The 7488-nt window shown below is 46.9% G+C and carries 9 protein-coding genes and 2 pseudogenes; 7 read left to right on the top strand and 4 right to left on the bottom strand.

The window, feature by feature from the left end:
- The first annotated feature begins 134 nt into the window (after positions 1-134).
- The 5 genes and pseudogenes from IPH19_05600 (at position 135) to IPH19_05580 (ending at position 2736) form a co-directional block, all read left to right on the top strand.
- A complete protein-coding gene (locus tag IPH19_05600) occupies positions 135-791 on the top strand; it encodes a tryptophan-rich sensory protein (protein QQR60845.1) in 657 nt (218 codons plus the stop codon).
- Between the two features lie 2 nt (positions 792-793).
- A pseudogene (locus IPH19_05595) lies at positions 794-1049 on the top strand (GIY-YIG nuclease family protein).
- 7 nt (positions 1050-1056) lie between these two features.
- Complete coding sequence (locus IPH19_05590) at positions 1057-1389, top strand: MscL family protein (protein ID QQR60844.1); 333 nt, start codon at positions 1057-1059, stop codon at positions 1387-1389.
- Positions 1390-1393: 4 nt separating this feature from the next.
- A complete protein-coding gene (locus tag IPH19_05585; protein QQR60843.1) occupies positions 1394-1783 on the top strand; it encodes a DUF1428 domain-containing protein in 390 nt (129 codons plus the stop codon).
- A 539-nt stretch (positions 1784-2322) separates the two neighbouring features.
- A complete protein-coding gene (locus IPH19_05580; GenBank protein QQR60842.1) occupies positions 2323-2736 on the top strand; it encodes a hypothetical protein in 414 nt (137 codons plus the stop codon).
- 533 nt (positions 2737-3269) lie between these two features.
- On the opposite strand, the gene IPH19_05575 is transcribed toward IPH19_05580, so the two are convergent.
- The 4 genes from IPH19_05575 to IPH19_05560 all read right to left on the bottom strand — a co-directional run bounded on the left by IPH19_05575 (position 3270) and on the right by IPH19_05560 (position 5283).
- Complete coding sequence (locus IPH19_05575; protein ID QQR60841.1) at positions 3270-3698, bottom strand: TipAS antibiotic-recognition domain-containing protein; 429 nt, start codon at positions 3696-3698, stop codon at positions 3270-3272.
- Positions 3667-4035 (bottom strand): MerR family transcriptional regulator, encoded by a 369-nt coding sequence (locus IPH19_05570; GenBank protein QQR60840.1) that lies wholly within the window; start codon positions 4033-4035, stop codon positions 3667-3669. The genes IPH19_05575 and IPH19_05570 overlap by 32 nt, the downstream gene beginning before the upstream one ends.
- An 82-nt stretch (positions 4036-4117) precedes the next feature.
- Positions 4118-4636: a DUF1993 domain-containing protein gene (locus IPH19_05565; GenBank protein QQR60839.1), complete on the bottom strand. Its 519-nt coding sequence runs from the start codon at positions 4634-4636 to the stop codon at positions 4118-4120.
- A gap of 11 nt (positions 4637-4647) precedes the next feature.
- The gene (locus IPH19_05560; GenBank protein QQR60838.1) at positions 4648-5283 is read right to left on the bottom strand and encodes an NAD(P)H-dependent oxidoreductase; all 636 of its coding nucleotides are present in this window, start codon (positions 5281-5283) and stop codon (positions 4648-4650) included.
- A 145-nt stretch (positions 5284-5428) separates the two neighbouring features.
- Between IPH19_05560 and IPH19_05555 the strand changes: the two genes are divergently transcribed.
- Together IPH19_05555 and IPH19_05550 are read left to right on the top strand one after the other, a co-directional pair.
- Complete coding sequence (locus IPH19_05555) at positions 5429-5686, top strand: helix-turn-helix transcriptional regulator (protein ID QQR60837.1); 258 nt, start codon at positions 5429-5431, stop codon at positions 5684-5686.
- 14 nt (positions 5687-5700) lie between these two features.
- Positions 5701-7436 (top strand): annotated as a pseudogene (locus tag IPH19_05550) (ABC transporter ATP-binding protein).
- Positions 7437-7488: the final 52 nt, after the last annotated feature.

Genomic DNA, 7488 nt, shown 5'->3' with positions numbered 1-7488 from the left:
AGAGATTCGAACTCTCGATACCTTGCGGTATGCTTGCTTTCCAAGCAAGTGCACTAGGCCACTATGCGACCCCTCCGGACATTCATTGCGGCAGAATCTTAGCGGAATAAGTCAGATCGTGCAAGAATAGCTCTATGGACACCTACCTTTGGTATCAAACCCTTATAAAACCGAGTTGGGCACCTCCCTCATATCTTTTTGGACCGGTTTGGACCGTCCTTTATATCGTCATCGCCATCTCGTTTGGTTACGTCTTTTATCTCGCAGCGAAAAAACGGCTTCCGATCAACATTATTTGGCCATTTCTCCTCAATCTTTGCTTCAATGCAATCTTTACTCCACTGCAGTTTGGATTACAGAACAACCTACTCGCAGCTCTCGATATACTACTGGTGCTTGCGACGCTCATTTGGGCGCTCATATCAATCTATCCCCATCAGCGATGGATCGCTCTCATCAATATCCCCTATTTACTTTGGGTGATTTTCGCTACCGTCCTCCAGTTGACAATCACGAGCTTGAATCTACAACCGGAGACAGCTCCCATAACAAATCCAATACCAAAAAGCGTCATGTCGGAAACAGATGCAAGACAAATTGCGGAGAACACGTGTATTAAAGGAGGCGGCGCCATCGGAAAAGGTACTTACAATCCAAATTCGAAAACGTGGTGGTTCGATGCAAACTTGAATGCAACTCAGCCCGGCTGTTTCCCTGCGTGCGTCGTCAATGAACAGACAGAAACAGCCAGCATCAACTGGCGTTGCACCGGAGCTCTGCCGCCCCAATAATTATGAAGCGCTGGCACGTCTACATCCTGCGCTGCAGTGACAGCAGCCTCTACACGGGAATCTCGACCAATGTTGCCGAGCGCGTTCTCAAGCAATAATGCCGGCAAAGGCGCGGCATACACGCGCAGCCATCGACCTGTCACACTCGCTTGGAGCCGGCCGTCAAAAACAGAATCAGCCGCACGTAAACGTGAGGCAAAATCAAACGTTGGAGCAAGCAGGAAAAAGAAGATTTTTGAAAACATAACGCTATACTGATAGCACTATGGAAAAAATCTCTCCCATGAATGGATTCTTGGAATTCATCCGCGAGCAAGGCGTTGTCGGTTTGGCGGTGGGCTTTATTCTCGGCGGAGCTATCTCAAAATTCGTCTCCTCATTGGTAACGAATATACTGAACCCGCTTATCGGCCTGGCTCTGGGCAAAGCAGCCGGTCTCAAAACAGCCACTTGGACGATTGGCAGTGCCTCGATCCTCTACGGCGAGTTCATCATGGCTTTTGTCGACTTCCTCGTCATCGCCCTCGTGATTTACGCCGCCGTTAGAATTCTCCGCCTCGACCGCTTGGATAAAAGAAGAGTTAATCATCATCCTTAAACCTATGTCCTACATCGACGGTTTCGTACTCATGGTTCCAAAGAAGAATATTGCCGCGTATCGCAAGATGGCCCAAGAAGGTGGTAAATCCTGGATGAAACATGGCGCCGTCGCCTACGTTGAATGTATCGGCGATGACATGAACCCAAGCATGGGTGGACAAAAGCCAACGACCTTCATGCAGCTCGTCAAACCCAAGCCAAGTGAAACAATCTGGTATTCCTTTATCATCTACAAGTCGCGCAAGCATCGCGATCAAGTAAATAAAAAGGTCATGAAAGAAATGAACGACTGGATTGAAAAGCATCCTAAAGAAAAGATGGTCATGCCATTTGATGAAAAACGTATGGCTGTTGGTGGATTCAAGCCAGTGGTGGAGCTTTGGAAGAAATAAGATGAAAAAGTCGGGATCACTTTGGCTCAAAGGCGGACTCGCGGGGCTAGCGGCATGCGCCAGCCTCTATGTGTTTTTCTTGATCGTTCTTATATCGGCGCCACGCGTCGGTCTGAGTCCCGTTTTAACTAACGGAACGATCTATCTTTCTTTCATTACTGGCCATAGCTATTCTCTACTGAACGGATTCATGGTTAACACGGAACCATATTGTCCCAACACCGTTCCGGTCTGCACCTATTGGACCGAAGAAAACGGTTGTGAAAAACAAGTAATGACACCGGGAAGCAAATTGTCGCAATACGGTTGAGATATTCTTTTGTCTTCAGGACACTGATCTTGTTTCTTGGGTATTATGTGATCGGAACCTTCATTGGATTCTTGGTCCAGAAATATAGAGATCGAAAAAGTAATACATGAATCGCTTCTGGGATCCAAAATATAGAAGGATCAGAACCATGCGATGCCGGTCTGCTGGACATGCGAAAAGCTGGATCGAGATATGGTTGTTGCGATAACGGATGAAGTGAAAAAATTCTATGAGTGAGCAGCGAAAAAAAACAAAATATATCGTCTACGCAAAAATCTTAGGCGATTTTTTACCTGAGCGAAAAGTGAAGATTGGAGAATGTCATATTGAAAAGACAACCGCCTTTTTAGAAAGGGATCTGCCAGAGATTCCTATTATTGAAAAAAGAAGCGCTAGCCATTCTTTAAGTAAGGGCGTGGATGCTTTCATACATTATCCTCAACAACCAGTTTCAATACGTACTTTCGAATCTTCCTACCTTGTAAGCACCGAGATCAGCGAAGAAAATTTATACTTCGTTCTCAAAGAAGCAGAAGATCGCTTTACTGACCTAATAGCCTCCCTATCCCTCGCCCTAAAACGACAACTCAACAACTTGGCAAGAAACGTATTCGACGCCAAAACTATTTTGATTATGAGATAGTAGGAATCTTTTTAAAGTGAGGGGACGTTTGATCAGAATAAGCCCACCAGCACCATTAATTAACGTTAGAAATTTTTTTCCGAAGGACTTACCCAATGGCTTTCTTGCAAAATCCAAACGCTATCTCGCCTGCACTGATCGGGTATTTAGGCGATGCATAAAATACATAACGATCGCATCTCGAAATAGATATACTGGCAATTTTAATACTTTAGAGATTGCCCTAAACTTTATTAAATGTATTGAGCTAATAAGTGCCAGCATTGATAGAAGAAAGAGTACCTCGGATCATCTTATAAACAGTAAAGACAGAATGATATTTACAGGCAAACTGCTCAAAGTCAGAAAAGCGATATAAACATGGCGCTAAAGGCATGGGATTTCAGAAATAAAGGAGATATCGCACATGGCACAGACGATGGAGGCTTCTGGAACATCTCACTCGACGCAATAAGTGAGGCATCAAACGCGTTCTTAAGAAAGTATTTTGCTTACATCGATAAATAAATCCCCCGCAAGAGCGGGGATTTATTTTACTTATTCGGCTCATTCTTATCCGCGTAATGGATCATCCCCTCACTAAACACTTTCGCCAACCCCGGCTTATACTTCTCATAATAAGCCTCAAACCACGGATCCTCTACATACATCTTGGCCAATCCACGATACATCTCAAAGTTCGGCTCATACCAAGCGCTTAACGATTTGAAGTGTTGGTCAATCATCTCTTGAAACTCCGGGCTAAGCGCACCCTTTTCAGAGACTTCCGCCGCCTTCTTCATGAAGATGTCCGCACCTTTCTTATATTCCTCCATGTCCGCCTTAGTCATTTTGCTATAGCGCTCCATCGACTGCTTGTACGCTTCCGTATTCCCCCAACGCTGCTTCACCTCATCGGCGTACTCCTTGACGGTATCTTCACCAAAAGTGTCATACGTCTCCTTCAAGTCTTGCTCGTCCATAGGTTTCTTTTTCTAGTTGAATTAATGTTTTATCGATCGCTTTGATTAATCCGGAAAGACGTTTCTTTTTCAGCTCGATCATATTCCGATGATCCAGCAGCGCCTGCCGTGTATCAAAACTCGGCGAGGACATAATCCGTTTAATATCCTCCAACGGAAAATCCAACTCGCGAAAGAACAGAATTTGCTGAAGCTTAAGCAGCTCCGTCTCCCCATATTCACGATAACCATTTTTGCGAAGCAGGGCAGGCTTAAGCAACCCGACTTGGTCGTAGTGATGCAGCGTGCGCACGCTGATACTGGCGAGCTTCGCTAATTGATTAACCGTATATGGCATAGGTTTGGCCTGAACCTTTGCATACTATAAACCCTGACGCAATGTCAGGGTCAATAGGTTATTTTCTCTCTATATAGCTACTTTACGCACCAGCCTGCCACGGAACATCAACAATATAGTCCGCTTTTCCAATCTGCACGCCCTTCATACGCAAGATCGCGTACATCATGTTGACGTGAAAAAAGAAATTCTGAAGTGCTTGGCTCTGCAAATAATCCATTCCAAGGAGATGCTTGTCAGGATAATACGGCAGCACGATCTTTCGATCAGCCGCGTCCGCAAACTGCTCTTCTTTCAATGTATCGAGAAACGCCATCGTCTTTTCTACGCGCGCCTTCAATTCCGCAATCGTCGTCTCCGTGTCTGGATGAGATGGATTCTCCACTCCCGCGAGACGCGATGATGCACCTTTGGCATTGTCACAAACAATTTGCACCTGTTTCACAAATGGAAACATATCCGGCGCCAATCGAGCTTCCAACAAATCCGCTTCCGTTCCCCCATTCGTCTTTACATGCGCCTCGGCCTTATCCAAAAGATTCAACGCCGTCTTCAACATCTTTTGAAAAACAGGAACGCTAAATGCGTACATTGGTTGCATAAGAATATAATTTATTTGATGAATTCAACCACCTCTTCCATCGAACGGCGGGACTTGGGACGCACGGGAGCATGTTCATCGCGATATCCAAGAGCAAGCAGCAAGGTCGAGGTAAGATTCTTAGCCTTTAAGCCGAGTATCTCATCAACTTTTGCCGGATCAAAACCTTCCATCGGTCCGTTATCGACTTCAAGCAATGAAGCTGTCTCGATCATTACCCCGAGCGCGATATACGCCTGACTCTTGGTCCATGCATCAATCTCCGCATCTGATCGGCCTGCCATATTTCCATTCACCATCTGCTTTAAACCATCCAAAGCCTCAAGACCGACACCCTGCGCCTTTGAGGTGCGAGCGAGCAATTCATCCGTAATGTGCTCGCGAACATCCGTACGACGTGCGATCACAATCAAATGCGATGCTTCCGTAACTTTGGGCTGACCCCAAGCTGCCTCGCGGATTTTTCCTCGTAATTCCGGATTCTCGATAACAAGAAATTTCCAAGCCTCGATACCAAATGAACTCGGAGTCAATCGAGCGGCCTCGAGGATCGTTTTCAAGTCTTCATCGGAAACCTTTTTTGAAGCATCGAATACTTGGGTAGCAAAACGCCAGTTCATCGCTTTAATGATTTCTTGACCATTCATATTGACAATGTCCTTAAATTCCTATAAAAAAACTGACTAGCTATAAAAAATATAGCATGGATCGCCAAACCGTCAAGATCATGCCCAAAGAATCAGACAACAAATCCAAATGCGTAGCCTTTGCTACAACCGTCCTCGGAGACAAATGGACTCCGAGGCTATTATTTGCGCTCTCGCTAAAACCCTGCGTTTCAATGAATTACAAACGGAAGCCGGTGGCGTAAATCCAACCACCCTCTCCGACCGGCTCTCCGACCTGGAACGACTCGGCATTATCACTAAAACAATCTATTCTGAGGTCCCTCCGCGTACGGAATACAATCTGACCCAAAAAGGAAAAGACCTGCTCCCCGTCCTCAAGCACATGGCTGTCTGGGGCGAAAAATATTTTGGAAAGTGCTGAAGTTAACCCTATTTATGAACAACAAGAAGACTCCTGCTGAAAAGAAAAATACGTTGATGAGCCTCCTCCCTAAATACAAGGGCTGGATCATCGGTTTGCTTGGCCTGTCGATATTCGGCAAAGGCTTGAGCTTAATGCTGCCCCGTATGGTTGCCGGCGGAATCGACGCATACACGAGCGGAAGTTTTAACCTTGTCGCCATCGCTCTCCCCTTTTTGGCGATCTGTGCCACGATGCTCATTTCCGACTACATCCTCGGCATCATCCAGGCATTTGCATCCGAACGTGTCGCGAGCGATTTGCGCGAGCAGTTGGCCGCCAAAATCTCCCGCCAAAGCTTTGCCTTTGTCCAAAACACGACGGCATCCAAACTCCTCACCAATCTCACAAGCGACATCGACGCCATCAAAATGTTCGTCTCGCAAGGCATGGTCATTGTCGTGTCTTCGCTTTTCATTTTGATTGGTGCGAGCGTCATGCTTATTTCCACAGATTGGAAGCTTGGCTTAACCGTTCTTCTTATCATTCCGATCATGGGCTTCATGTTCTACGGAATCTTCTCCAAAGTCGGCGCATTGTTTGGAGCATCGCAGATGATCATCGATCGTCTGAACAAAACCATAAATGAAAGTATTCTGGGCGCGACCTTGATTCGCGTTCTGCATGGCCAGCAATCGGAAACGGAAAAATTTCTCGTCGTGAATACGGACGCGAAAGAAAACGGTCTCAAAATTTTGCGCGTCTTTGCAAGCCTGATCCCGCTCATTACCTTTATCTCCAGCCTTGCGACACTCGTCATCCTTGGTCTTGGCGGACATTTTGTGATCGTGGGAGAAATGACGATTGGCCAGCTCGCCGCCTTCAATAGCTATGTCGGCATTCTCATCTTCCCGATGCTGATGCTCGGCTTTATGAGCAACATGATGGCCCGCTCAAACGCCTCCTATATCCGTATCGCAGAAGTGCTCGATGCTCCGGAAATCAAGAACGACGGTGAATGGAAAGCAGCGATCGACGGCCATATCGAGATGCGCGACGTCAACATCCGTTTTGGCGAAACGCCTGTCTTGAAGCATGTCAGTTTCTCCCTTCCGGCCAAAACCCGTACCGCCATCCTCGGTCCGACAGCTGCTGGAAAAACCCAGCTCCTCAATGTCCTCACCGGACTCACGCCGCCAACTTCCGGCGAAGTTCTGTACGATGGTAAATCCGTCTCAGAATACGATAGCCGCAGCCTGCACTCGCAAATCGGCATGGTCTTCCAAGACAGCATCGTCTTCAATTTAACCGTTCGTGAAAACATCGCCTTTGGTCGTGAGGTGGCCAAAGAAGATTTTGACTTAGCGATTGAAACCGCAGAACTCAAAGATTTCCTCGATACACTCCCCAACGGTCTCGACACCCTCGTCTCGGAACGCGGGACAAGTCTCTCTGGCGGACAAAAGCAGCGCTTGATGCTCGCACGAGCTCTCGCTATCAAACCAAAAATCCTCTTGCTCGATGACTTCACCGCCCGCGTCGATTCCAACACGGAACACCGCATTCTCGAGAATGTCCGCAAAAACTATCCAAGCGTCACACTTGTCTCGGTCACGCAAAATCTCTTCTGTCCGCGATTACGACCACATCATCCTTTTTGATGGAGGGCGAGGTCTTGGCTCAAGGCACGCACGACAAATTGATGGAAATCTCTCCGGAATACGTCCAGATCTACAATTCCCAGCGCAGCACCAACCAATATGAACGATAAGCCCGCAAAAAGACATCCGCGCTCGTCGGTGTCCGCAAGCTTCTCCCCTATC

Source organism: Candidatus Uhrbacteria bacterium, from assembly GCA_016699205.1.
Taxonomy (GTDB): Bacteria; Patescibacteriota; Patescibacteriia; order 2-12-FULL-60-25; family 2-12-FULL-60-25; genus CAIXDN01.
Note: the sequence above shows the minus strand (reverse complement) of the source record. Positions and strands in the feature narration are given on the sequence as shown.

Coding starts and splice junctions, on each gene's coding strand:
- IPH19_05600 (QQR60845.1), top strand. CDS start 135: ATGGACACCTACCTTTGGTATCAAACCCTTATAAAACCGAGTTGGGCA.
- IPH19_05590 (QQR60844.1), top strand. CDS start 1,057: ATGGAAAAAATCTCTCCCATGAATGGATTCTTGGAATTCATCCGCGAG.
- IPH19_05585 (QQR60843.1), top strand. CDS start 1,394: ATGTCCTACATCGACGGTTTCGTACTCATGGTTCCAAAGAAGAATATT.
- IPH19_05580 (QQR60842.1), top strand. CDS start 2,323: ATGAGTGAGCAGCGAAAAAAAACAAAATATATCGTCTACGCAAAAATC.
- IPH19_05575 (QQR60841.1), bottom strand. CDS start 3,698: ATGGACGAGCAAGACTTGAAGGAGACGTATGACACTTTTGGTGAAGAT.
- IPH19_05570 (QQR60840.1), bottom strand. CDS start 4,035: ATGCCATATACGGTTAATCAATTAGCGAAGCTCGCCAGTATCAGCGTG.
- IPH19_05565 (QQR60839.1), bottom strand. CDS start 4,636: ATGCAACCAATGTACGCATTTAGCGTTCCTGTTTTTCAAAAGATGTTG.
- IPH19_05560 (QQR60838.1), bottom strand. CDS start 5,283: ATGAATGGTCAAGAAATCATTAAAGCGATGAACTGGCGTTTTGCTACC.
- IPH19_05555 (QQR60837.1), top strand. CDS start 5,429: ATGGACTCCGAGGCTATTATTTGCGCTCTCGCTAAAACCCTGCGTTTC.